The 26,617-nt window shown below is 33.9% G+C and carries 16 protein-coding genes; 11 read left to right on the forward strand and 5 right to left on the reverse strand.

Annotation, left to right across the window (positions count from 1 at the left end):
- Positions 1–650 precede the first annotated feature (650 nt).
- Together BUE22_RS23900 and BUE22_RS10720 are read right to left on the reverse strand one after the other, a co-directional pair.
- Positions 651–788: a hypothetical protein gene (locus BUE22_RS23900; RefSeq protein WP_243396825.1), complete on the reverse strand. Its 138-nt coding sequence runs from the start codon at positions 786–788 to the stop codon at positions 651–653.
- On the reverse strand, positions 779–1,135 hold the full coding sequence (locus BUE22_RS10720; protein ID WP_243396824.1) for a YceI family protein: 357 nt from the start codon (positions 1,133–1,135) through the stop codon (positions 779–781). The genes BUE22_RS23900 and BUE22_RS10720 overlap by 10 nt, the downstream gene beginning before the upstream one ends.
- 116 nt (positions 1,136–1,251) lie before the next feature.
- Between BUE22_RS10720 and BUE22_RS10725 the strand changes: the two genes are divergently transcribed.
- The 3 genes from BUE22_RS10725 to BUE22_RS10735 all read left to right on the forward strand — a co-directional run bounded on the left by BUE22_RS10725 (position 1,252) and on the right by BUE22_RS10735 (position 10,524).
- Positions 1,252–1,605, forward strand: coding sequence for a winged helix-turn-helix transcriptional regulator (locus BUE22_RS10725; protein WP_073395041.1), 354 nt, complete (start codon positions 1,252–1,254; stop codon positions 1,603–1,605).
- A gap of 483 nt (positions 1,606–2,088) precedes the next feature.
- Positions 2,089–9,204: a T9SS outer membrane translocon Sov/SprA gene (gene sov, locus BUE22_RS10730; RefSeq protein ID WP_073395042.1), complete on the forward strand. Its 7,116-nt coding sequence runs from the start codon at positions 2,089–2,091 to the stop codon at positions 9,202–9,204.
- 84 nt (positions 9,205–9,288) lie between these two features.
- A complete protein-coding gene (locus BUE22_RS10735; protein ID WP_073395043.1) occupies positions 9,289–10,524 on the forward strand; it encodes a cystathionine gamma-synthase family protein in 1,236 nt (411 codons plus the stop codon).
- Between the two features lie 86 nt (positions 10,525–10,610).
- On the opposite strand, the gene BUE22_RS10740 is transcribed toward BUE22_RS10735, so the two are convergent.
- On the reverse strand, positions 10,611–11,303 hold the full coding sequence (locus BUE22_RS10740; protein WP_073395044.1) for an SIMPL domain-containing protein: 693 nt from the start codon (positions 11,301–11,303) through the stop codon (positions 10,611–10,613).
- Positions 11,304–11,354: 51 nt separating this feature from the next.
- The gene (locus BUE22_RS10745; protein ID WP_073395045.1) at positions 11,355–11,993 is read right to left on the reverse strand and encodes a rhomboid family intramembrane serine protease; all 639 of its coding nucleotides are present in this window, start codon (positions 11,991–11,993) and stop codon (positions 11,355–11,357) included.
- Between the two features lie 111 nt (positions 11,994–12,104).
- On the opposite strand from BUE22_RS10745, the gene BUE22_RS10750 reads away from it, so the two are divergent.
- Together BUE22_RS10750 and BUE22_RS10755 are read left to right on the forward strand one after the other, a co-directional pair.
- A complete protein-coding gene (locus BUE22_RS10750) occupies positions 12,105–12,977 on the forward strand; it encodes a lysophospholipid acyltransferase family protein (protein WP_073395046.1) in 873 nt (290 codons plus the stop codon).
- Between the two features lie 377 nt (positions 12,978–13,354).
- Positions 13,355–15,751, forward strand: coding sequence for a TonB-dependent receptor (locus BUE22_RS10755; protein ID WP_073395047.1), 2,397 nt, complete (start codon positions 13,355–13,357; stop codon positions 15,749–15,751).
- Positions 15,752–15,996: 245 nt separating this feature from the next.
- Here the strand turns inward: BUE22_RS10755 and glmM are convergent, their stop codons facing one another.
- A complete protein-coding gene (gene glmM, locus BUE22_RS10760) occupies positions 15,997–17,385 on the reverse strand; it encodes a phosphoglucosamine mutase (protein ID WP_042564974.1) in 1,389 nt (462 codons plus the stop codon).
- A gap of 311 nt (positions 17,386–17,696) precedes the next feature.
- On the opposite strand from glmM, the gene BUE22_RS10765 reads away from it, so the two are divergent.
- The 6 genes from BUE22_RS10765 to BUE22_RS10790 all read left to right on the forward strand — a co-directional run bounded on the left by BUE22_RS10765 (position 17,697) and on the right by BUE22_RS10790 (position 26,461).
- Entirely contained in the window at positions 17,697–18,281 is a 585-nt protein-coding gene (locus BUE22_RS10765; protein ID WP_073395048.1) for an acyl carrier protein phosphodiesterase, read from the forward strand.
- Complete coding sequence (ggt, locus tag BUE22_RS10770) at positions 18,278–19,960, forward strand: gamma-glutamyltransferase (RefSeq protein ID WP_073395049.1); 1,683 nt, start codon at positions 18,278–18,280, stop codon at positions 19,958–19,960. Before BUE22_RS10765 ends, ggt begins: the two co-directional genes overlap by 4 nt.
- Positions 19,961–20,044: 84 nt before the next feature.
- The gene (locus tag BUE22_RS10775; RefSeq protein WP_073395050.1) at positions 20,045–21,829 is read left to right on the forward strand and encodes a chloride channel protein; all 1,785 of its coding nucleotides are present in this window, start codon (positions 20,045–20,047) and stop codon (positions 21,827–21,829) included.
- A 63-nt stretch (positions 21,830–21,892) separates the two neighbouring features.
- The gene (locus tag BUE22_RS10780; RefSeq protein WP_073395051.1) at positions 21,893–22,846 is read left to right on the forward strand and encodes a Fic family protein; all 954 of its coding nucleotides are present in this window, start codon (positions 21,893–21,895) and stop codon (positions 22,844–22,846) included.
- A 100-nt stretch (positions 22,847–22,946) separates the two neighbouring features.
- Complete coding sequence (gene uvrA / locus BUE22_RS10785) at positions 22,947–25,781, forward strand: excinuclease ABC subunit UvrA (RefSeq protein WP_073395052.1); 2,835 nt, start codon at positions 22,947–22,949, stop codon at positions 25,779–25,781.
- Positions 25,782–26,101: 320 nt separating this feature from the next.
- Entirely contained in the window at positions 26,102–26,461 is a 360-nt protein-coding gene (locus tag BUE22_RS10790) for a cupin domain-containing protein (RefSeq protein ID WP_073395053.1), read from the forward strand.
- The last annotated feature ends 156 nt before the right edge of the window (positions 26,462–26,617 follow it).

Here is a 26,617-nt window from a genome sequence, read left to right on the forward strand (position 1 = left end):
TTAAGCCTGCCGCTAGCGTTCATCCTGAGCCAGGATCAAACTCTTCATCGTATATTGTTTGCTTAAATAAATCTAAGCTAATTATTATGCGATGACTCTCTATCGGTTCTTTTCAAATCTCTCGATTCCATTACTCTTATTCTTTTGTTTTGAAATCTCTCTCAAAACGGCTGTCAATTCAATATGTCTACGAACGTGTTTCAATTTTGTTTCGCTTGTGTTTCAAAGCGGGTGCAAAAGTACAACCTTTATTGACATTTGCAATACTTTACCAGCACTTTTTTTCAATCTTTTTTAAAACTATTTCCTAACTTTCTGATAACAATAATTTTAGACTAAAATCTTTTTTCAATTAAATAACGATTTTTCTTACTATTTGTATTAAGCACGTAAATTTACACTTTTAAAAAAACTCTCTTTTACTGATATCAGAGCTTTATCATATGTTTCTATCGATTTTGGATACACATATTCAAATAATTTTTAGAATCAATACTCAATTTTCTCAAAAACCCTTTTTATACTATATTATATATGTTAGCAAAAGAGTAATGCACAAGTAAAATCCTTGTGCATTTAAATAAACTTTAGAATATCCTACTCCACAATTTTAGAAATCTGAATATTTGCAATAAGTTTTACATCTTCCCCTAACCCCAGACCTCTTTATCTGTAATCTTGTTCCAGGACATTCCAAACTCTTTTCGATTCACTATTCCTGTTATTTCAAATCCGTGTTTCACATTCCCATGTCCGTCATTTTCAAAACCACCATATTCTACATACAATTAATTGGTTTGGTTACACCTTTTAATGTCAGATTCCCTATCATGTTATAATGATTGTTGTCCACTTTTAAAAAGGATATAGATTCAAAAATTATCTCAGGATAAGTATCAGCTTCAAAAAAGTCACCACTTTGTAAATGTTCATCCCTTTGTGACTGATTCGTATCTATACTTTTTAAATCAATACTCAATGCAAATTTTGCATTGCTAAAATCTGTTCCTTCAGAAATTACATTTCCCTCGAACTTCCTAAAGGAACCGGTTACAGAAGAGATAACCAAATGTTTGATTTTAAATAACACTTCGGAGTGTACTGGGTCTATAACCCAAGTTGTTTTATTTTTCATAATTTTTACAATTTATTATATGAGCAAAATTATATACATTTACTATCTAATATATACTAGTTACCTCTTAGTAAGTAGTTACATTTAAGTAAGTATTGTTTTAAACCAAATTAGATATGAATCAAAAAAATGATGTTTGCCGACATAGATTAATGATTGCAAGGGACACTCTGGAAGTTATTCAGGGAAAATGGCGCTTGCCTATAATTATCTCTTTAAATCACGGAAACAAACGTTTTGGAGAAATACAAAGAGATATTACGGATATTTCTCCTAAAATGCTTTCGCAGGAACTAAAAGCTTTAGAAACAAATAAGATTATTACCCGCACTCTTTATGACAGTATGCCTGTAACTGTAGAATATTCACTTACTCCATTAGGAGAGAGCATGAGGAAACTACTAGATGAAATTTTAAACTGGGGTATTCATTTTAGAAAAGAAATTTTAGAAACGAGCATTGATAATTGACATATCAAGTCCCACCGAGTCCGCATCTCTGTCAATAACTTAATTATTGGTTTTAAAAATGTTGTTTTATTCCATCCCTGATTTCATAAAGTTTGAAGTCAGGGATTTTTTTGATAAAAAAACCACTCAATTTTCTTTCTTTCTCCATAATATTTGGTCTTTCGAAAAAATTTCATCGATCGAATTTACAACCCTGTATAGCAAATAGCTCCATACTTCTACTTTATTATTTTATACCAGCCTTTAGTAATTTCTTTGAATACGAATTGGAGGAATAAACCTCAGCGTATTTAAATTTTATAAGCCTATTCAGCAAAATTACCTTCTAGTAACATTCAAATAATTCTTTGTTCAATTACCAAATCTGTCTTATCATTTTAATGGTAATACGAACCTTTTTTTTAGTTTTAAAAATTCAATTGAATTAAAGAGCATTTTTTTAATCATCAAAATAAATAACAAAGGTTACTGGAAACCTTTTAAATGCATAAAAAATTATTTTTTCTTGTACTGTTTCTCTATGCTTTTACATCTCAGGCTCAAATTGCGCCTGTGGTTCAGGATACTGTAAAAAGTGGATACGCTATTGGAAAAATTCAATTGGCAAATCCCAAAAGCATCTTATCAGCTTATACCTATGATCCTGTTACAAATAACTATGTTTATACAGATTCTGTAGATGATTTTTCGATTAACTATCCGCTGATTTTAACTCCTGCTGAATACGAAGATTTAATATTGAAAGAATCAAGACGGAATTATTTTAAAAAAAAGACAGATGCCATAGAAGCTAAAAAAGATGGTACACAAACTGCTCAAAAAGATTTACTGCCAAGATATTATATCAATTCGGGACTTTTTGAATCTATATTTGGTAGCAATACTATAGATGTAAAACCTACAGGATCTGTCGAAATGGACTTAGGTTTATTATATTCCAAACAGGATAATCCGGCATTATCACCAAAAAACAGATCAAGCCTTACTTTCGATTTTGATCAGCGAATTAGTTTGTCTTTGATGGGAAAAGTAGGAACAAGATTGAGAATAAATGTAAATTACGATACACAGTCGACTTTTGCATTTCAAAATTTATTCAAATTAGCCTACACTCCGGATGAAGATGATATTATCCAAAATATTGAAGTCGGAAATGTCAGCATGCCTTTAAACAGCACTTTAATTACGGGTGCACAGAGTTTATTTGGTGTAAAAACCCAACTACAATTTGGTAAAACAACCGTTACAGGCGTTTTTTCTCAGCAAAAATCAGAAACCAAAACGGTAAGTGCAGAAGGAAGCGGCACAGTTCAGGAATTTAGTATGTATGCACTTGATTACGACAGCAACAGGCACTTTTTTTTATCACAATACTTTAGGAACAAATACGATGCATCTCTTAAAAACTATCCTTTAATTGATAGCCGAATTCAGATTTCAAGAATAGAAGTCTGGGTTACAAACAAAAAAAGCCAGGTAAGTACAACAGCCAATAATTTACGAAATATTGTGGCTATTCAGGATTTGGGAGAATCGCAGTTATCTGGTCTTACAGACGATCAGGTGGTTGTTTTGAATCCGTCGTCCGGAATGTTTAACAACAGCGCTGATTCTCCTTCGGATAACTCAAATAACGATTATGATCCGGCTCAAATAAAATCCGGAGGTGGTTTATTGAACAGTAATATACGCGAAATCGCAACAGCATCTTCCGGATTTAATGTTACGGTAAATGAAGGTCAGGATTATTCAAAACTAGAAAATGCCCGAAAATTAAGTTCGACGGAATATACACTGAACAAACAATTGGGATATATTTCGCTGGTACAAAAACTCGCTAATGATGAAATACTTGCGGTTGCTTATCAATACACATCCGGAGATCAGGTTTATCAGGTGGGAGAATTTGCAGGCGATGGTGTTGATGCTACTGTTGTTACCAACTCAGAAACCGTAACAACACAAAGTTTGGTTTTAAAAATGCTAAAAAGCAGTCTGGTAAACTTAAAAAATCCGGTTTGGAATCTGATGATGAAAAATATTTACCAAATTCCAAATGCCTATCAACTGAGTCAGGAAGATTTCAAGTTTAATATTATGTATGCCAATCCCTCTGCATTAAATTATATTACGCCGGTCACGTCCTTCCCTCCCAACCCAACTGATGATAATAAAGTATCCGAAACGCCTTTATTGAGAGTTTTTAATCTTGACAGGCTAAATTCTACAAATGATCCGCAGGACGGAGGTGATGGTTTCTTCGATTATGTTTCGGGAATAACAATGGATACTTCAAACGGAAGAATAATTTTTACCACCAAAGAACCTTTTGGAGAATTGATTTTCAAAAAATTAACTTCAAATACATCTGAAGATTACAACAATACGGCTTCTTATAATGCGAATCAAAAAAAGTACGTTTTTAGAAGTTTATACAACAATACGCAAACGGGTGCACAGCAGGACAGTGATAAAAACAAATATTTATTAAAAGGAAAATACAAATCATCCGGATCTGACGGAATTTCGGTAGGTTCAACCAATATTGCAAGCGGTTCTGTAATTGTTACTGCCGAAGGCCGTACTTTGACAGAAGGAATTGATTACAGCGTTGATTATCAATTAGGAAAAGTTCATATCTTGGATGCCACACTTTTGGCCTCAAATGCCAGTATTACGGTAACATTAGAAAATAATTCTGTTTTTGGACAGCAGACCAAAAGTTTTATTGGCTTAAATATTGACCATAAAATATCCGACCAATTTACCATTGGTGCAACCTATTTAAAATATACCGAAAAACCATTGACTCAAAAATCAGTCTACGGGCAGGAATCTGTAGACAATACTATTTTTGGGCTCAATACTAATTTCTCAAGTGAAGTTCCTTTTTTTACCAGATTGGTCAACAAACTTCCCAATATTGATACTGATGTTCCGTCGAATATTTCCGTACGCGGCGAAGTTGCATTTTTAAAACCTAATACCGCCAAAGCAAGTAATTTTGAAGGAGAATCGACTATTTATGTAGATGATTTTGAAAGTACGGCAACAACTACAGATTTAAGTTCGGCTTATGCCTGGAGTTTGTCATCAACTCCGGCAAATAATACAGCGAGTGCTTATAATTTCAGCGAAAGCGCTACCGATTTAAGTTATGGTTTTAAAAGAGCAAAATTAGCCTGGTACACGATTGATCCTGTTTTTTATACGTCTAAACCTTCGGGAATTTCAAATGATGATCTTTCATTAAATTCTACCAGAAGAATTTACAAAGAAGAATTGTATCCGAACACCGAAACTGAAACAGGACAAACTCTTGTTGTAAGCACTTTAGATTTAAGTTATTATCCTTCTGAAAGAGGCCCTTATAATAACGGATTGGATTTTGCCAATTCTCCGAAAGACAATTTTGGAGGTATAATGAGATCCTTAAATTCTACCAATTTTGAGCAGGGAAATGTTGAATATATTCAGTTTTGGGTTTTAGATCCTTACGTTGGAAATGGAAAATCAAATCCTGAAAATTCAGGCAAAGTATATTTCAATTTAGGTGAAATCTCCGAAGATGTTCTAAAAGATGGAAGAAAACAATATGAAAACGGACTCGGTACAGATCAACTTGTCGTAACGCCACGTGGTATTTGGGGAGATGTTCCTGCTTCACAATCTCTTACTTACGCTTTTGATACTGATTCTGCCAATCGCAGCAATCAGGATATAGGTCTGGATGGTTTAAAAAATAGTCAGGAAGCTCAAGTTTACACCAATTATACAGCTGAAACTGATCCCGCCGGTGATGATTATACCTATTATTTGAATACTTCGGGTGATGTTTTAGAACGTTACAAAAAATACAATGGAACTGATGGAAACTCGGCGGTAAGTGCAGATGATGCCAATCGTGGAGCTACTACACTGCCAAATACTGAAGATATTAATGGCGATTTTACGATGAATACCATCAATGCGTATTATGAATATAGTATTGATATGAAACCTAATATGGAAATTGGAGAAAATTATATTACTGATATTCGAAATACTCAGGTTACATTGCCCAACGGAAATTCGACAGAAGCAAGATGGATTCAGTTTAAAATTCCGATTTCACAGCCTCAAAATACAATTGGAAGCATTTCTGATTTTACTTCTATACGTTTTATGCGAATGTTTATGACGGGTTTTAGTCAATCTGTTACGCTTCGTTTTGGCGCTTTAGATTTACAGCGAGGCGAATGGCGAAGATATACAGAAACACTTGATGCTGCAGATACAAACATAGATGATGACAATACGCAATTAGACATACTAGCAGTAAACATCGAAGAAAACGACGGGAAATGTCCTGTAAATTATGTGCTTCCTCCGGGCGTAGAAAGAGAACAGGTTTATAGTGGCAATACTGTTATTTCGCAAAATGAGCAGTCATTGGGTTTGAAAGTGTCAGGAAAAGGTTTAGAACCAGCAGATTCCAGAGCAGTTTATAAAAGTATTAGTATGGACATGCGCCAATATAAAAAGCTAAAAATGTTTCTGCATGCAGAATCGCTGACAAATCAGACAGTGTTGACAGACAATCAAATGAGCGCTTTTATTCGTTTAGGAAATGATTATACCGAAAATTTTTATCAGATAGAAATTCCTTTAAAAGTTACACTTCCGTCCGGCTGTTCGCCTTTGAGTGCAGAAACCGTTTGGCCGGAAAGCAACGAAATTGATTTATCATTATCATTATTATCGCAGTTAAAAATACTTTACAAAAAAATAGCAACAACTGATCTTCCCGTCGACGGCATTTATTATTTAAGCGAAGATGATGAAAAACTAGATCCTTCGCTTTCTTCAAAAGTCAATAAATTAAGATTGGGTGTAAAAGGAAATCCAAACTTAGGATCTGTGCGAACTTTAATGGTTGGAATAAAAAACAGCGATCAGCATCAGGATATTAAAGGAGAAGTTTGGTTTGATGAATTACGGCTTGCAGAAATGGACAATAGCGGCGGAATGGCTGCTGTCGTTAATCTTGATACTAATTTGGCCGATTTTGCAACTATTTCGGCAACCGGAAAAATGAGCACAATGGGTTTTGGATCTTTAGAACAGAGTTCCCTTGAAAGAAGTCAGGAAGATGTACAGCAATATAACGTAATGACGAATGTGAATTTTGGAAAATTGTTACCCAAAAATTGGGGCTTGAATCTCCCTTTGAATTACGCAGCGTCTGAAACTCTTATTACTCCAAAATACGATCCTGAAAATCCGGACATTACACTTGAAACCATGTTAAATACAGCTGAAAGTGAAGCCGAAAGAGATAACATTAAAACCAGAGCAATTGATTATACCAAAACAACGAGTATTAATTTTATCGGAATCAGAAAAGAAAGAAAACCGGAACAAAAAGCCCATATTTATGATGTTGAAAATTTTACATTTTCGCAATCGTACAACGAAACTGAAAGCCATGATTATGAAAGGGAAAGTTATATAGATCAAAAAACCAATACGACTTTAAATTATGATTATACCACAGAGTCAAAAAACGTTGAGCCTTTTAAGAAAACCAAATTCATGAAAAAAAGCAATTACTGGAAGCTTTTGAGTGATTTCAACTTTAATTATATGCCCTCGAATATTACATTCAATACAAATATTGCAAGGCAGTACAACAAACAGCAATATCGTCAGGTTGATGTAGAAGGAATTGCTCTGGAACCATCTTACAGCAGAAATTTTGAATTTAATATTCAATATGGTTTTACTTTTAATTTGACAAAATCTTTAAAGCTAAATTATAGTTCAACATCGAGCAATATCGTAAAGAATTATCTTAACAGCGACAATCAGCAAATTGATGATTTTAAAATTTCTGACAACTATTTTAATATTGGTGAGCCGAATAAGTATATGCAAAAGCTTATTGTATCTTATGATATTCCGCTTAATAAAATCCCAGTATTTAGTTTTGTAAAAGCCAATTTAACATATACAGGCGATTACAATTGGCAGCGTTCCTCTGAAGCCTTAACCAAAATTGAAGTTGACGGTGTGAATTATAATTTAGGAAATACGATTCAAAATGCCAATACAAGCAATTTGAGTGCTTCATTTAATATGGAAACTTTTTATAAATATATTGGAATTTCAAAAATCACGGATACTAAAACTGCACCAAAAGTAACCATTCCAAAACCGGGAGAAAAAATTGTACGAACAGAAGTTACTAAGACAAACAACAGAAGTTCTTTTTTGAAAGGTCTTTACGGAATATTAACAAGTGTTAAAAATGTGACATTAAATTTCACCGAAAATAGCGGAACTGTTCTGCCTGGTTACCTGCCTACTTCGAGCTTTATGGGATTTTCAAAACCTACTTTGGGATTTGTTTTTGGAAGTCAAAGCGACATTCGATACGAAGCGGCCAGAAAAGGCTGGCTGACGACTTATCAGGAATTCAATCAAAATTATACAACTTCAAAAAGTCAAATTTTTAAAGGTGCTGCAAATGTAGAACTGATTCCTGACTTAAAGATTGATTTATTAGCAAACAGAACTTATTCTGAAAATTTTTCGGAACAATATGATGTGAGCAATGGTCAGTATAATTCCAGATCTCCGTATACTTCTGGCGCTTTTAGCGTTTCGACTGTATTGATTAAAACGGCGTTTTTATCCAGCGATGAAAATAGTTCGGTTGCTTTTAATGATTTTAGAAAAAACAGACTTACCATTGCAAGAAGACTCGCAGAACAAAGAGGAATCAATATTAACAACGCAGCAAATATTGGTGCAGATGGATTTCCGTTAGGATATGGAAGTACCAATCAAGCGGTTTTGTTGGCTTCTTTTTTGGCCGCTTATACGGGAACCGATGCTAATAATGCGTCGTTGGCGCTTTTTAGAAATATTCCAATTCCTAACTGGTCGCTGAAATACAATGGATTAATGCGTTATAATTTCTTCAAAAAAACTTTTAAAAGATTTTCTCTCCAGCACAGTTATCAGGCAACTTATACGGTAAATGCTTTCAATTCGAATTATAATTACACCAAAAATCCAAATGGCATGGATGACAATGGAAATTATTACAACCAAACCATAACTTCTAATGTAACATTGGCAGAACAATTTAATCCGTTTTTAAAAATCGATTTTGAACTAAAAAATTCGTTTAAGCTTCTTACACAAATTAATAAAGACAGAACTTTATCGATGAGTTTTGACAATAACAATCTGACTGAAGTTAATGGAATTGAATACATTATAGGTCTTGGTTATCGAATTAAAGATGTTGTTTTTACATCAAAACTCGCAGATAATCCAACAAATACCATAAAAAGCGATATTATCATAAAAGCCGATTTGACTTTGAGAGACAACAAAACCATTGTAAGATATCTGGATTATGACAACAATCAGTTGGCCGCCGGGCAGAGTATCTGGACTTTAAAAACTACAGCAGATTATTCGCTGAGTAAAAACTTAACGATGATTTTTTATTACAATCATTCTTTTTCAAAGCCTGTTATTTCGACTTCGTTTCCGCTTACTACAATTAGTTCCGGGTTTACGGTACGTTATACTTTTGGCAATTAATTCTGGTCGACTACTATTTTATTGATTAATTTAGCTTAAAATAAATTAGACATTAACAAAACACAAGTTGCGCATACAATACCTATGAAAAATAAAAAAGGATTTACGACTACAATATTACATTCAGACCGACTTTTAAAACCTGAATTTGGCGCATTACATCAACCTATACATACAGCTGTAACGTGGGGATATGAGGATGTAAACGGACTTATTGATGTTTTTCAGAATAAAACAAAAGGTTACGCTTATTCAAGACAAGGCAATCCAACGGTGACCGCATTAGAAAATAAGGTAACACAAATGGAAAATGGTCTTTCCACGGTGGCTTTCTCCACTGGTATGGCGGCCATAAGTGCCACTATTTCATCACTTTTAAAAAAGGATGATCATATTATTGCAAGTTCTTACCTCTTTGGTAACACCAGAAGTATTATGCAGACATTTACGGAAATTGGTATTCAAATATCTTTTGTTGATGTTACTGATATAGAAAACGTAAAAAAAGCGTATCAACAAAATACTCGTATGGTTTTTGTTGAAACTATCGCAAATCCGGCTACTCAAATCGCTGCATTGGATGAAATTGGTACTTTTTGTTCAGAGAATAATCTACTATATGTTGTTGATAATACGATGACGTCGCCTTATCTTTTTAAGTCAATTAATGTCAAAGCCAGTTTGGTTATTAATTCGCTGACAAAATATATAGGCGGTCACGGCAATGCCCTTGGAGGCAGTGTTACAGATACAGGTTTGTATGACTGGAATAATTTCTCCAACATTGCTCCTATTTTAAAAGAACAGATTTCTCCGGCTTTACTCGGAATTACTCAAATTAGAAAAAGAGGATTACGAGATGGAGGCGGTACATTATCTCCGGAGGCTGCACATAGTATTTCGGTGGGATCAGAAACTTTGGCTTTAAGATTGGAAAGAACCTGCAGCAATGCTTTAATTTTAGCTCGTTTTCTGGAAGATCATCAATTAGTCAAAAAAGTTAATTATCCTGGTTTAGAAAGTCATCCACAACATAAAATTGCATCTGAGTTATTTGATGGATTTGGAGGTTTGATGAGTTTTGAATTAGACGATAAAGTTGATTGCGTAACTTTTTTAAACCGTTTGAAAATTGTCATCAAATCCAGTAATTTGGGAGATACGAGAACTCTCGCTATTCCGGTCGCAAGAACAATTTTTCATGAACTTGGTGCCGAACGAAGAAAAGAAATGGGAATTGAAGACTCTCTAATTCGACTATCAATAGGAATTGAAGATACGCAGGATTTAATAGACGACTTTACTCAGGCGTTGTACTAAATCTTTTTTCAATTAAATATAAAAAAATCCAAATCCCAATTTTTAAGTTGGAATTTGGATTTATTATTTGGAATTTATTTGAAATATTATTCTAAAATAAAACTCACACTTACGTTTGCTGTAACTTCGATTTCTCCAATAGCAAGAGTTTCGTTTGAAGCCCCCATTGCATCAGCTGATTCTTTCATTCTCATTGCAGCATACATTGGCTGTGGCTGGTAAATTTGTGAATTATCAGAAATCACAAAAGCTTTCCCTACTTTTTGTCCTAAAACTGATACGTAATCTTCTGCTTTTACTTTAGCATCTTTCATTGCTAATTTACGAGCATCTGACTGTAACTGAACTAATTTAGAAGTTTCAAAAGAAACTTTATCTATACGATTGATTCCTTGTTGAACCAAACCTTCCATTAATTCATCGTATTTAGATAAATCTTTTAATACAATTTCTACAGTTTGAGTAGCATTATAACTTGTTTTCTTTTTTTCGTAATCGTATTGCGGATTTAGCGCAACTTGTTTTGTTTTAAAATCTGCTGTTGGAACATTCATTTTTTTAATGAATTTTAAAACAGCATCCATTTTTTCGTCGTTTTGCTTTTTGACGTCTTTAGCATTATTCCCTTTTGTTTCAACTGTAGCTGAAATACAAACCTGATCAGGCGCTACTTTTACTTTTCCTTCTCCATTTATATTAATTAGAGGAATTTGTTTGGTTTCCTGGCCGTAAGACATAGTCATAAACATGATTGTTAAAAATAATACTAGTTTTTTCATTTTTGTTAAATTTTAATTATTCAATAATGGCATTTCAAAAGTTGTGCCACATTATATTTTCCCCAATTTTGCAAGCACAAAAAGTATCACAATAGGAATCGCCAGCAAGATTACCATCATCGTATGGTCTGTTAGTAATGATGGTTCTTTTATCAAAGTAATCAAATAACCACCCACAGCACCTCCAAAATGGGCTGTATGACCAATATTATCGTTTTTAGCACGCATTCCGTAAATAGAATACAATAAATATAAAATTCCGAAAAGATAGGCTGGAATTGGAATCACGAAAAATATTCCCAACATCATATCCGGCTGTAAAAGAATTGCCGAATATAAAACACCTGTTACAGCTCCAGAAGCTCCAACGGCTCTGTAACTATAATCATTTTTATGGAAAACCATTGTTAGTAAACTCCCAAAAATTAAACTCCCAAAATAAACCAATACAAACGAAAAATTACCCAGCCAACCTAAAACAACCGGAGCAAAAAACCAAAGCGTAAGCATATTAAAAACTAAATGCATGATATCAACATGCAAAAAACCAGATGACAGCATCCTGATTTGTTCTCCGGAACGAATACTTCCTACATGAAATTCATATTTCCTCATAAAAGAATAATCTTCAAAACCTTTCCAGCTAATTAAAACATTGGCAACTATAATCCCAATTAAAATGATATTCATAAAAAATTTTTAATTTGAAATGTAAATATAGTCATTCTTAAACATATGTTAGCATGAGACCAAAATATCCATCTTTATTCATTTTTATTTTATATTTGTAAAAAAAATTACATGCAATCTCTCGTTTATATATTGGCCTATCCTTTACTCTGGCTTATCTCAATATTACCTTTTCGAATATTTTATTGGCTGTCTGATTTCGTACATTTCATTATATATCACATTGTAGGTTATCGTAAAAAAGTTGTAAGAGAAAACCTTACAATGACTTTACCGCATTTAAATGATGCTGAACGAAAAGAAATCGAAAAGAAATTCTATAAGCACATGTGTGATATGTTTTTGGAGACTATCAAAACGATGAGTATTTCTCCTGAAGAAATGGAGAAAAGATTTCAGGTTACTAATATTGAACTCGTACAGGATTATGCAAAAAAAGGTAAAAGTGTAATTCTCGTTGCTTCGCATTATGCTAGTTATGAATGGCTTTTGACCATTAATCCTAAACTTGGTTTTCAGGGAATTGCAATATATAAAAGGATTGCCAATCGCTATTTTGACAAATTAATCCGCGAAATTCGTTCAAAATATAATACAGAGTTAATTGAGACAAGACAAGCTATTCCAACTATGGCTCAAAATCAGCGTCAAGGAAAATTAAGTTTGTACGGATTGGCAAGTGATCAGTCTCCGAAACTGGACAGAATTTTTCATTCAATGAAATTTATGGGCATTGAAGTTCCTGTACACACGGGAGCCGAAATGCTTGCAAAAAAATATGATTTAAGCGTGATAATGGTAAAAGTAAAAAAAGTAAAAAGAGGTTATTATGAAGCCACTTTCTTAACTATCGCTGATAATCCTAATGACTTTGAAAATTTTGAAATTACTGAAAAGTATTTAAAAGAAGTAGAAAAACAAATTTACGAGTGTCCTGAATATTATTTATGGACACATAAAAGATGGAAACACAAAGTTGAATAATATTTTAGAAGAAACTAAAATCCAAAAAGCACTTGTTGTTTTTTGGATTTTTTGTTTTAAACAAAATCATTTTAAAAAAGTTCTTGTTAATATATTCATCCAGAATTAATAGTGAATTAAATATCATTGTTTTTGCTGTTAAATTGCAACATAAAAGTAAAAAGGAGAATAAAAAAAATGCTTTTTATTCTCCTTTTCGTTTCGATTAAACAAGTAATTATATTTAAAAAAAAGAATAACCCCTTTTTAGTTATAAATTATTGAAAAATAAACAATAAAATACGTCTTTCGTTTTATTATTTAGAATAAATAAAGATAACTTGTTTTGTTTTAACACAACGTTTACATTTGCGCTATTCGAAACAATTCTAAATAACATGAAAGTAAAAATATCATTTTCAAAGTTAATGTGCTGTTTAATGTTGCTAACAGCTGTAACTTCATTTGCTCAAACAGGTACCATTAAAGGTAGAGTTTCATTATCTAGTGATGAAAGTGCCGACAATGTTTCTGTAACTATTAGAGGAACTAAAATTGGAACCAACACAGATGCTCAGGGAAATTATGAGATCAAAAACATCAAACCGGGTAACTATACTTTAAGAGCTACTGCGGTAGGTTTTTCTTCTAAAGAAAAAAGTATAACTGTTCAGGACGGAGATGAGATTACAGAAAACTTTACATTAACAACTTCATCTGAAACTCTTACTGAAGTATTTGTAAAAGGAAATGCTAACAAATATACTAAAACAGAAAGTGAATATGTTTCAAGAATGACGATCAAAAATCTTGAAAACGCTCAGGTTTACAATGTTGTTACTAAACAATTAATGAAAGACCAATTGGTTACCAATCAAGATGAAGCGTTGAAAAACGTTCCGGGTATTTACCAATTATGGGGAGCTACAAATCGTGCAGGCGATGGAGGTTCTTGGTATTCACTACGTGGATTTACAACTCAGAGTTTAGTAAGAAATGGTATTGCAGGAAAAGTAAACAGTAATTCTGATGCTGCAAATCTTGAGAAAATCGAGGTTATAAAAGGGCCATCTGCTACATTATTTGGAAACGTACTTTCTTCTTACGGAGGATTAATCAACCGTGTGACTAAAAAACCTAATGAAAATTTTGGTGGAGAAATTGCATATCAAAACGGAAGCTACGGTTTTAATCGTTTATCTGCTGACGTTAACACACCAATTAACGACGATAAAACAGCATTATTCAGATTAAATGCTTCTGTAGGGAATGCTAATACTTTTCAGGATTTCGGTTACTCAAAAAGTTACTTTATAGCACCGTCTTTCTCTTATCAGGTAAACGAAAAACTGAACATCTCTATTGATGCCGAAATTGGAAATCAGGATAACTCTGGCATGCCATTAATATACCTTTCTGCTTCTAGCGCAGACCTAGGATTTGATAATGCCAAAGATCTTAACATCAACTTTAAAAGATCATTTTTAGGAGATGAATTTATGACCAATACGAAAACATTTAATGTTTTTGCACAGGCAAATTATAAAATCTCTGACGAATGGAATTCTCAAACTGTATTTAGCAGCAGCTCAAATAAAGCAGCGGGTTTACAAACCTGGTTTTATCTTTTAGCAAACGAACAATTATCAAGAAACGTTTGGGATGCAAACGGAAGAGATAATGCTATTGAATTCCAACAAAACTTCAATGGTGATTTCAAAATTGGATCAATGAGAAACCGTTTCTTAATTGGTGGTGATATCTATCATAGCACAAATAATTTAGTATATAATAATTTACCAGGTTATGCTCCATACGATGTAATAAATTACACAGGAACGGCAGACAATTATTATGATTTTAATCCTACGAATGTAAGACAAAGACTTGTTGGAGATGGTCCTAATTATAATCCATATACAACCAATAGTGCTATATCAACTTACAGTGCCTATGTTGCAGATGCAATTAACATTACAGAAAGCTTGATTCTTTCTGCAGCAGTACGTTTTGATCATTTTGAAAATCAGGGAACATTTAATGCAGCTACAAACACAAAAGCTGATACTTTTTCTCAAAATGCATTCTCTCCAAAATTTGGAGCAGTTTATCAAATTATAAAAGATCAATTATCTGTATTTGGTAGCTACCAAAATAGTTTTACAAATAAAGGGTTCTTAAATGCAAATGTTGATGGCGCTCTTCAAATGAAACAATTTGATCCTGAAAAAGCCAATCAGTTTGAAGGTGGTGTAAAAGTAAATGCTTTTCAAAATAAAGTAAGTGCTACAATTAGTTATTACAAAATTAAAGTTGAAGATATTGTAACAGCTGATCCAAATTTGCCAAATGCAAGCATACAAAATGGTACGCAATTTAGTAAAGGTTTTGAATTAGAAATTACGGCTAACCCAATTGCAGGATTAAATTTATTGGTTGGTTATGCTAAAAATGATTCTGAGTTAAACGATTTAAGACCAGCAACTGCAGGACCGGAAAACTTAATCAACTACTGGTTTAGCTACAATTTACAAACTACTACACTTAAAGGTTTAGGTTTAGGATTTGGAGGTAACTACGGAGATGCAACATACATCTACAATGCAGGACCTGGACAAACTTTTGAACTTCCGTCTTACTCAGTTGTAAATGCTGCATTATACTACGATCAGCCTAAATACAGAGTGTCTTTGAAAGTAAACAACCTTACAGACGAATTGTACTTTAACGGTTATACTACAATCAACGTTCAGGCTCCACGTACTTTTATGGGAAGCTTAACATACAAATTCTAATCGAATTTAAAACATATAAAAATGCCCCGAGCTCACGTTCGGGGCATTTTTTTATAATATATCTAAATTCATAAATGATGCATTTTTACCGCAAAGAACGCAAAGACTTTACCAAAGTTCAATAAAATTTGATTGTTTTTTAAAAAAAAAGTTCGCAAAGCTTTATATTGATTCAGCTTTGCGAACTTTATGTTTTTAAGGATTTACGAATAAAAAACCTTGCGTGCTTTGCGGTTAAATCTCACTTAAATTCCCGCAATTGCTTTTATTTCGTCTATAATTCGAAGTGCCAAAACATCAGCTTTTTCCTGAGATGGAGCTTCGGTATAAATACGAATAATAGGTTCTGTATTTGATTTTCTTAAATGAACCCATTCTGTAGCAAAATCAATTTTCACACCGTCTATTGTCGAAATATCTTCGTTTTTATATTTTTCAGTCATTGCAACTAAAATAGCATCAACATCAATTTGTGGCGTTAATTCAATTTTATTTTTGCTCATATAATATTCCGGATATGAAGCACGCAATGCCGAAACTGACATTTTTATATTCGCCAAATGTGTCAGGAACAATGCAACTCCCACCAGACTATCACGTCCGTAGTGCAATTCAGGATAAATAATTCCGCCATTTCCTTCACCACCAATAATCGCGTTGTTCTTTTTCATCAATTCAACCACATTCACCTCGCCTACTGCACTGGCTTCGTAGTTTCCTTTATGTCCAACAGTTACATCGCGCAAAGCACGTGAAGATGACATGTTCGAAACCGTATTTCCAGGAGTTTTGCTCAATACATAATCAGCACAAGCGACTAATGTATATTCTTCACCAAACATTTCCCCGTCTTCACAAATAAAAGCCAAACGATCCACATCAGGATCAACTACAACTCCCAAATCGGCTTTTTCTTTTACTACCAATTCAGAAATATCAGTTAAATGTTCTTTTAAAGGCTCCGGATTATGAGGAAAATGTCCGTTTGGTTCGCAATATAATTTTACTACTTCAACGCCCATTAATTCTAATAATTTCGGAATAATGATTCCGCCAGAAGAATTTACTCCATCAACAACAACTTTAAATTTTGCTGCTTTTACCGCTTCAACATCAACTAAAGGCAAATTCAAAACCTCGTCGATATGAATATCCATGTAAGCGTCGTTCATCGTGATTTCGCCTAAACTGTCCACATCCGAGAAATCGAAAGCTTCAGCATCGGCAATTTCAAGAATTTTAGCACCTTCGGCCCCGCTTAAAAATTCTCCTTTTTCATTCAGTAATTTTAGAGCATTCCATTGTTTTGGATTATGAGAAGCAGTAAGAATAATTCCGCCATCTGCTTTCTCCAAAGGCACTGCAACTTCAACAGTTGGTGTTGTCGAAAGTCCAAGATCAATAACATTAATCCCTAGACCAATTAAAGTATTTACAACAAGATTGTGAATCATCGGGCCAGAAATTCTGGCATCACGACCAATTACAACTGTTAGTTTTTCTTTTGAAGTATTATTTTTTAAAAAGGTTCCGTAAGCCGATGCAAATTTTACAGCATCAACAGGAGTCAGGTTATCGCCTACTTTTCCTCCTATCGTTCCACGAATACCGGAAATTGATTTTATTAAAGTCATTTTTTTGAGTTATAGTTACCGGTTACAAATATAAAAAAGATACTGAGGTTCTAAGATGCTAAGTGGCGAAGATTTTTTTAAAAGAGTTATTATCCCGAAGCTTCGGGACTAAGTTACTAAGATTCTAAGATTTAAAAATAAACTAAAATGTTAAGTTTATATTGTGAAGTCTACTGGTAAAAACGATTTAAAAAAGATTTCATACTTTTACTAAAACAACTTAATTTCTTAGTCCCGAAGTTTCTGGTAGCAACTTTAAAAAAGAAAAACTTAGAATCTTAGCCTCTCAGAAACTTAGCAACTTAAAAAGAATGAACTTCCTTGCCCACATATATCTTTCCGGTGAAAATGATTTAATCAAAATTGGCAATTTTATGGCCGATGGAATTCGCGGAAAACAATTCGAACATTTTCCCGAAGATGTTCAGAAAGGAATTATTTTGCATCGTTTTATTGATACTTATACCGATTCGCACGATATTTTCAGACAAAGCACCAAGCGGTTACATGAAAAATACCATCATTATTCGGGGGTGATTGTAGACATTGTTTATGATCATTTTTTAGCTAAAAACTGGTCTAATTATTCTGATGAAAAACTCGAAGATTTCATTAATAGATTTTACAGCTCCTTACATGAAAATTATCCCATTCTAACCGAAAAAACGCAAGGTATGATGCCCTACATGATTGATCAAAACTGGCTTTTGAGTTATAGAACCGTTGAAGGAATTCATCAAATTTTAACGCAAATGGACAGAAGATCAAAAAATGTATCAAAAATGCAATTTGCCAGTGAAGAATTAAAAGAATTCTATGACGACTTTGAACAGGAATTTACCGTGTTTTTTGAAGACATAAAACTGCATGCCCGTCAAAAACTACAATCACTATGAAGAAAATTACGCTTTTATTAAGCCTTATTTATATTAGCTGCTCAGCTCAGGTTTCTACAAATCCAACAGGATTAGTAACTTCAAAAGCGATGGTGGTTTCTGCCCGCGAAGAAGCGTCAAAAATTGGGGTTGAGATTATGAAAAAAGGCGGAAATGCTTTTGATGCCATGATTGGTACCGAACTGGCTTTGGCAGTTTCTTTTCCGTTTGCAGGAAACATTGGCGGCGGTGGATTTATGGTTTACAGAAAAGCAAATGGCGAAGTTGGATCTTTAGATTATCGTGAAAAAGCGCCTTTAGCAGCATCAAAAGATATGTTTCTGGATAAAGAAGGAAATGTAATAAAAGGAAAAAGTACCGAAACTGCACTTGCCATTGGTGTTCCGGGAACTATTGCAGGAGTTTTTGCAGTGCATAAAAAATTTGGTTCATTACCAATGTCCGAAATCTTAAAACCCGTTATTGCTCTTGCCGAAAGAGGCGTTATTGTTACCAAAAAGCAGGAAAAAAGTATGAATAATTATCGGGAATCGATCGTAAAAGTAAACGGTTCTACAACGCTTTTGGGAACTAATTTTAAAGAAAAAGATACTATTAAATATCCTGCTCTTGCCAATACATTAAAACGAATTTCTAAAAACGGTCGAGATGAGTTTTACAAAGGAGAAACCGCTAAAATTTTAGTTGAATATCTAACTAAAAAAGGTGGAATTATTACACTTGAAGATCTCGCCAAATACGAAGCCAAGTGGAGAAAACCGCTTCAGTTTAATTACAAAGATTTAAAAATCACTTCGATGTCACCGCCAAGCAGCGGCGGAATTTGTCTGGCGCAAATCCTGAAAATGATTGCTCCTTATGATTTGGCAAAAATGGGTCATAATTCTCCGGAAGCAATTCAGATAATTGTTGAAGCCGAACGAAGAGCTTATGCTGACAGAAGTCAGTTTTTGGGAGATCCGGATTTTGTCAAAATTCCCGTAAAAGCATTACTAGCTGATACCTATTTAAAAGATAGAATGTCGACTTTTAATGTTAAAAAAGCCAGTTTATCATCTGAAATAAAAGAAGGAAAAATAACGTATAATGAAAGTACCGAAACCACACATTATTCAATAGTAGACCAATTTGGTAATGCAATTGCTGCAACTACAACCTTAAATGATGGTTACGGTTCTAAATATTATTGTGACGAATTAGGTTTCTTTCTGAATAACGAAATGGACGATTTTAGTGCAAAACCCGGATCTCCAAATATGTTTGGTCTGGTCGGAAGCGAAGCGAATAGTATTGCTCCTCAAAAACGTATGTTGAGTTCTATGACGCCAACAATCGTAGAAAAAAACGGAAAACTTTTTATGGTTGTAGGAACTCCTGGAGGATCTACCATTATAACTTCGGTTTTGCAAACTATTTTAAATGTTTACGAATACAAACTGAGTATGCAGGAAGCTGTAAATGCTCCACGTTTTCATCATCAATGGTTACCGGATCTTATTAATTTTGAAGCTGATGCTTTTGATATCAAAACTTTAGACCTATTAAAATCTAAAGGTTATTTGATTAACGAAAAACCAACTCCCGTACTTGGTAAAGTCGATGCCATTTTGGTTTTACCAAACAAAAATCTTGAAGGAGGTGCCGATTTTCGCGGAGACGATGCGGCTTCTGGTTTTTAAATTCTGAAAAAATAAACGGAAATAATTTACATTTTCGAATTCTATGCCCTAAATTTGTAGTTTACCTAACTTTTTAAACAAATAATGTTAAGAAAACTTTTTCGCAGACTAGAGAGCATTATTGCTTTAGCTCAATCTATATTGACCCCAAAGCAATTTATTTTTTTATCAAGTGTATTAGTTGGTATTTCCTGCTCATTGGCTGTAATTGTTTTAAAAACATTTGCACACAGTGTTTTCTCTTTTGCTACCTATATAAACGGAATCCTTAAATTAAATTTCATTAATGGTATTTTACCCATAATTGGTATTTTACTAACTGTATTTGTTGTAAAAAAAGTTTTGAACGGCACGATTCAAAAAGGTACTTCACAAATTTTATATGCTGTTGCAAAAAAGGCAAGTATTATTCCTAAAAAGCAAATGTATGCCCAAATCATTACGAGTTCCTTAACGGTAGGTTTGGGAGGTTCTGCCGGATTAGAAAGTCCAATTGTAATAACCGGAGCTGCTTTTGGATCAAACTATGCTCAAGGCTACAAACTATCTTATAAAGACAGAACTTTACTTATTGGCTGTGGGGTTGCGGCAGGAATTTCAGCCGCTTTTAATGCTCCTATCGCCGGAGTTCTTTTTGCTATCGAAGTTTTATTGGTAGATGTTAGTATTTCTGCCTTCACCCCTATTATGATTTCGGCTGCGACCGGTGCTTTGGTTTCTGCTATTTTATTAGACGAAAGCATTTTATTGTCTTTCAAAAAACAAGAAACTTTTAATTATCATAACATTCCTTTTTATGTTCTTTTAGGCGTTTTAACCGGTTTTGTTGCGGTTTATTATGCTCGAAATTTTCAGAGAGTCGAACATTATTTTTCTAATTTAAAAATGGGGCCGTACAGAAAAGCCTTAATAGGTTCTTCGTTATTGGCGTTGCTTATTTTTATTTTTCCAACCCTTTTTGGTGAAGGTTATGAAAGTATCAAAACCCTATCAGAAAGTGACCCGGGACAATTGTTAGACAATACGTTGTTTGCTGATTTTAGAAACAACCAATGGGTTTTACTTCTTTTTGTGGGATGCACAATGATGGTAAAAGTATTCGCTTCCGGATTAACTCTTGGAAGTGGAGGAAACGGAGGAAACTTTGCTCCTTCATTATTTATGGGATCGTATTTGGGTTATTTCTTTTCCAAATTTATTACTTTGATTGGTTTATCAAAACTGCCTATTAGTAACTTCACGATGGTTGGAATGGCCGGTATTTTGAGCGGATTGTTTCATGCGCCACTTACAGCAATTTTCTTAATTGCCGAAATTACCGGTGGTTACGGCTTAATGATTCCGCTTATGATTGTTTCTTCTATAAGTTTTGCGATTTCAAAACGTTTTGAAAAATACTCGCTTGACGTAAAAAACCTGGCAAAAAAAGGACATGCTTTTACGAGCAATAAAGATTCTAATATTCTTTCGACTTTAGATATTGACACTATTATACAATGCGATTATTTAACGGTTTCTCCGGATGAACATCTAACGAAATTAGTTGATCTTATTTCGCATTCTAATCAGGTTGTTTTTGCCGTTGTCACGAAAGAAAACGAACTTGTTGGTGTGGTACATTTTAATGATATACGCGAAATTATTTTTAATCCATATCGTGTAAAATATACTTTGATTAAAGATGTAATGAAAATACCTCCGGCTGTGATTTCCTCTTTTGATAGTATGGAAGTGGTTATGACTAAATTCGAAAGATCAAAATCAGCCTTTATACCTGTCTTACGCGACGGAAAATATTTTGGTTTTATTTCTAAATCTATTGCCCTCGAAGCTTACCGAACTAAGTTGCGTTCTATGACTATTGAATAGTCTTAATATCGGATAGATTAAAAATTTGAATTATCCGATATTAAGAAGTATCTTTGCGGGATTATGTGGAATATAGACGTAACATACAGAGAAGAATTTCAATCAACTTTTGATAGATTGTACCAAAAAAGGCTTGATTTGCAAAACAGCAGACCATTGCCCAATATCGCTTTACATAAAATTCGCGAAAGTTTATCTCTCGAATGGACATACAATTCAAACAGTATTGAAGGAAATACAATGAGTTTGCGCGAAACCCAAATGGTGATTCAGGAAGGAATTACAATTAAGGGAAAATCACTTCGTGAACATTTTGAAACTCACAATCACGATAAAGCCATTGATTATCTATATTCAATTGTTGATGAAACTTATAAACTGAGAAGCATTGACATTCTCTCAATTCACGGATTAGTTTTACGTTCTATCGAAGATGATTTTGCAGGACGATTACGTAATGGAGGCGTTAGAATTTCGGGTGCTAATTTTATGCCTCCAAATGCCAATAAAGTTTCAGATTATCTGGATGAACTAATTGATTTTATAAATACAAATCCTTTAGGTTTAAACGATATTGAACTGGCAACAATTTACCATCATAAATTAGTCTGGATTCATCCTTTCTTTGATGGAAATGGGCGTACAGTTCGTTTAAGTATGAATTTATTGTTGATGCGTTGTGGTTTTCCACCGGCAATTATCCTCAAAAATGACAGAAAAAAATATTACGAAGCGCTTAATCAGGCAAATAATGGCAACTATCAAAAATTAACCCTTTTGATGTGTCAGGCTTTAGAGAGAACTTTAAATATTTACTTAAGCGCTATGCCGGGAAGCAGTTACGATTATCAACCGATAATTAATATTGTGAGTGAACCAGAAACTCCGTACGGTCAGGAATATATTAGTTTACTGGCCAGAACGGGAAAAATAGACGCTTATAAAGAAGGCCGAAACTGGTATACAACCAAAGAAGCCATAGACGAATATATGCTTACACGAAAAAGAAAACGCTAACTTAGGTTAGCGTTTTTTGTTACTAATTGTAACATAAAGTTTTGTTTTCGAGTACTAAAAGAACAAATCAAAGTGGTAACTTTGCGTTTTGCTCAAAATTATGTTAGAAAAAGACAATACTATTGAAGTTCTTGGTGCAAGAGTTCATAATCTAAAAAATATAGACATTTCTATTCCGCGTGAAAAACTGGTTGTTATTACCGGTCTTTCGGGTTCGGGAAAATCTTCCTTGGCGTTTGATACAATTTATGCCGAAGGACAGCGTCGTTATGTTGAAACGTTTTCGGCTTATGCCAGACAGTTTCTTGGCGGCTTGGAGCGTCCTGATGTTGACAAAATCGACGGACTTTCGCCGGTAATTGCCATTGAACAAAAAACAACAAGTAAAAGTCCGCGTTCAACCGTTGGAACTATTACTGAAATATATGATTTCCTAAGACTTTTATACGCTCGTGGAGCTGATGCTTACAGTTACAACACAGGCGAAAAAATGGTTTCCTATTCTGATGATCAGATTAAGGATTTGATTATGCAGGATTTCAACGGAAAACGTATCAATATTTTGGCTCCGATTATTAGAGCCAGAAAAGGACATTATGCCGAATTATTCCAGCAAATCACCAAACAGGGATTTTTGAAAGTTCGCGTAAATGGCGAAGTTCAGGATTTGGTTTCAGGGATGAAACTGGATCGTTACAAAACCCACGATATAGAAATTGTTGTTGACCGAATGTTGATCGAAAATACCGAAGACAATCAAAAAAGATTAGCCGAAAGTATCAATACAGCGATGCATCATGGCGAAAACGTTTTGATGATTTTAGATCAGGACACAAATGAAGTGCGTTATTTCAGTAGAAATTTGATGTGTCCAACAACCGGAATTTCCTATCAAAATCCAGAACCAAATTTGTTTTCGTTTAACTCTCCAAAAGGAGCTTGTCCGCATTGCAACGGATTGGGAACGGTTCACGAAATCAACATCAAAAAGATTATTCCAAATCCTAAATTATCAATAAAAAGCGGTGGTTTTGCTCCGCTTGGCGAATATAAATCGTCCTGGATTTTTAAGCAATTGGAAGTTATTGGAGAAAAATTTGGGTTTAAAATAACCGATCCGATTGAAAAAATTCCGGAAGAAGCCATGAATATGATTCTTCACGGCGGAAAGGACAAATTCACTATAAACTCAAAAGATTTAGGTGTTACCCGCGATTATAAAATAGATTTTGAAGGAATTTCGCATTTCATCAAAAATCAATATGATGAAAGCCCTTCGACAACCATAAAACGTTGGGCAAAAGATTTTATGGACGAAGTAAACTGTCCGGTTTGCGAAGGTTCACGTTTAAAAAAAGAAGCACAATTTTTTAGAGTTAATGGAAAAAATATCACCGAATTGTGTGATATGGATATTTCTGATTTAACGGCCTGGTTTCAGGATTTAAATAGTCATTTAACAGACAAACAACTTTTGATTGCATCAGAAGTCGTAAAAGAAATCAAAGATCGTTTGAACTTTTTGATGAATGTTGGTTTAAATTATCTGGCTTTAAGCCGAAGTTCAAAATCACTTTCGGGAGGTGAAGCGCAGCGTATTCGTCTGGCAACACAAATTGGTTCGCAATTGGTTGGTGTTTTGTATATTCTGGATGAGCCAAGTATTGGTTTGCACCAAAGAGATAACGAAAAACTGATTAAATCGCTGGAACAATTACGTGATATTGGAAACTCTGTTATTGTTGTTGAACATGATAAAGACATGATCGAAACAGCAGATTATGTAATTGATATTGGTCCGAAAGCAGGAAAATACGGTGGAGAAATCATTAGTATTGGAACGCCTGCAGAAACTTTAAAATCAAATACAATTACCGCTCAATATTTGAATGGTACGATGAAATTGGAGATTCCGAAAGAACGCAGAAAAGGAAACGGAAAGTTTTTAAAACTAACCGGAGCAACCGGAAATAACCTAAAAAATGTTTCTATTGAATTGCCTTTAGGTCAATTAATTTGCGTTACGGGAGTTTCGGGAAGCGGAAAATCGACTTTAATTAACGAAACGCTCTACCCTATTTTGAACGCTTATTATTTTAATGGCGTGAAAAAACCACAACCTTATAAAAAGATTGAAGGTCTTGAACATATTGATAAAGTAATTGATATAGATCAAAGTCCGATTGGTAGAACGCCACGTTCAAACCCAGCGACTTACACCGAAGTTTTTACCGAAATCCGAAACTTATTTACCATGACTTCTGAAAGTATGATTCGTGGTTACAAAGCCGGACGTTTTAGTTTTAACGTAAAAGGTGGACGTTGTGAAACCTGTGAAGGTTCCGGAGTAAGAACGATCGAAATGAACTTTTTACCGGACGTTTATGTAGAATGCGAAACGTGCCAGGGAAAACGTTTTAATAGAGAAACACTGGAAATTCGATACAAAGGAAAATCTATTTCGGATGTGTTGAATATGACAGTCGATGAAGCAGTTCCTTTTTTTGAAAATATTCCGAAGATTTACAGAAAAGTAAAAACAATTCAGGATGTTGGTTTAGGATATATTACACTTGGTCAGCAAAGTACAACGCTTTCCGGTGGAGAAGCCCAACGTATAAAATTGGCAGGAGAATTATCTAAAAAAGATACCGGAAATACATTTTATATTCTGGACGAACCTACAACTGGTTTGCATTTTGAAGACATTCGTGTTTTGATGGATGTTATCAATAAACTAGTCGATAAAGGAAATACAATTCTGGTTATCGAACACAATATGGACGTGATTAAACTTGCCGATTATATTATTGATATTGGTCCAGAAGGCGGAAAAGGCGGCGGACAATTGATCGCCAAAGGAACTCCGGAAGAAGTTGCCAAAAATAAAAAAAGCTATACGGCTAAGTTTTTGAAAAAAGAATTGGAAGCATAATATGTTTGCTATGACACCTTAATTATTCCATTAAATGAAAATCAATATATCTAAGTTCCGTAGAAACTACATATTGGTAGCAACGAATTAAATCCGTTGAAAATATAATATATCACACAACCAAGTTCCGTAGGAACGACATATTTTTCTGATTTCATTAATCATTTGATAATGAACAACAACTCCAGTCTACGTCTGTTTTAAATGTTACATTTAAATTAATAAATCCCCATTTTTGTAACAATTCTTAAAAAAAGTACTAATTTAGTACGCCCTTTTTGTCAAAGCTTATTTGATTTTGAAAGGTTAAGATAAAATCTATGAATCTAAAAGAGAAATTCAGTAACGTAGACCAATATTTTTCGCCAAAAATAATTGATGAAGTAAACGATCAATATATTAAAGTGGCTAAAATAAAAGGTCAGGAAGTTCCGTGGCATAATCACGAAAATGAAGATGAATTATTTTACATTGTTGATGGTGAACTTTTAATGGAGATTGAGAATGAACCCTCTTTTACTATGAAAAAAGGCGATTTATTTGTTGTAAAAAAAGGCGTAAATCACAGGGTTTCATCCATTGACGAATGTTTAATAATGCTGATTGAATCGAAAACTACTGAACATACCGGAAAAGTTAAAAGCAACATTACTAAATCAATTGAGGAACAAACATATTAATTAAAAGACAATTTTTTTTTTACAAAACAATGTTTCTATTGAAAAAGAGTGCCCTAGCCCTGATGGTCCCGAAGCTTCGGGAGGCATCCTTTTGTGCCGGGGTTCGGCACAAAAGATATAGCGGACAGCAGGAATCAGCTCCTTCCTTCGACTACG

Source organism: Flavobacterium pectinovorum (assembly GCF_900142715.1).
Classification (GTDB): Bacteria; Bacteroidota; Bacteroidia; order Flavobacteriales; family Flavobacteriaceae; genus Flavobacterium; species Flavobacterium pectinovorum.